Source organism: Thermincola ferriacetica, from assembly GCF_001263415.1.
Classification (GTDB): Bacteria; Bacillota; Thermincolia; order Thermincolales; family Thermincolaceae; genus Thermincola; species Thermincola ferriacetica.
Genome location: NZ_LGTE01000059.1, coordinates 1 through 1279, shown reverse-complemented (window position 1 = coordinate 1279; position 1279 = coordinate 1). Strand labels below are relative to the sequence as shown.

Annotated in this window: 1 protein-coding gene; it reads left to right on the top strand. The window is 60.3% G+C overall.

Translation table 11 applies throughout. The annotated features are described in order from the left end of the window. Positions 1-202 precede the first annotated feature (202 nt). Positions 203-1279 (top strand): RNA-guided endonuclease IscB (gene iscB, locus Tfer_RS16395; protein WP_052219196.1); only part of this gene is annotated, 1077 nt, incomplete at its 3' end.

The following is a 1279-nucleotide window of genomic DNA, read 5'->3' as shown; positions in this document are numbered from 1 at the left end:
CCGTAAGCCTCGGGTTGACTAGCCCAAGTCTTTTGGAGACTACGTTGGTATGGTGAACACACCCCGGAGTATAGCCCGAGCTCCGGGCACTGTGGCGTAGGATTAAAAGCCCTGCGGGGTAGGGGCGGTGTCCCGCGCGTGACAACCCATTCTAACATGGGCGACGGGCACAATAACTCCAAGCGTAGAGGAGGTCATCTAAGTGGCATATGTCTACGTATTATCAAAAACCGGCAAACCGCTGATGCCGACCAGCCCGGCCAGGGCGCGGCACCTGCTCAGGGCAGGCGAGGCAGGAGTGGCAAGGTTGGTTCCGTTCACCATCCGGCTGACCATCGAAACACCGGAAGCGGTACAGCCGGTTTATGCCGGCCAGGACCCCGGCCTGACCCAGGGCGTGGCCGCGGTGCGGGAAGATGGGAAAGTATTGTTCCGTGCCGAAGTCAGGTGCCGCCCGGACATATCGGAGAGGCTGGAAGAACGGCGTAATTACCGCCGCAGCCGGCGGAACAGAAAGACCAGGTACCGCCAGCCGAGGTATTTAAACCGCAGGAAGCCTGACGGCTGGGTAGCCCCGTCGATCCGGCAGTTGAAACACGAGCACGACAAACTGCGCCGGCTGGTCGAAAGCATCCTACCCGTGACCGGGTGGGCAGTAGAACTGAACAAATTCGACTTTCAGAAGATGGAGAACCCGGACATACAGGGAATCCAGTACCAGTACGGCCCGCAGAGAGGCTGTTTCGACGTGAGGGAATACGTCCTGGAACGCGACGGTTACGCCTGCGTTTTGTGCGGCAGCACTTCCAACCGCAAGCTTTACCACTTTCGTGGCAGGTCAGACCGGCCCAAAAACCTGATCACCCTCTGCGGCGACTGCCACAGAAAAGCTGTCAGCAACGGGATACCGTTTGCCGTATTGGTTGAAAACTACCGTTGGGCGGCCAGGGTCAACGTAATGCGCGCGCTGTGGAAGCCTGCCGCAGGGACGGCTTTCGTAACGGCGGAACAGGTCAGTATGTCGAGGGAAGGGCTTGGCCTGGCGAAAACCCATGCCGGCGACGCCCTGGCGGCCATACACGCCGCTTACGGTATCACACCACAGCCTGGCGGCGCGCCTGTACACCTGGGCCGATACGTCCGGCAGAAGAACCGGCAGTTGCACCGGGCGAATCCCGGCAGGGGCGGCATAAGGCAGCCGGCCAATGCCAACCGTTATCTTGTCAACAGGGCTGGCGTAAGGTTCCGGAAATACGACCTGGTGGTCTACCGCAGCAAA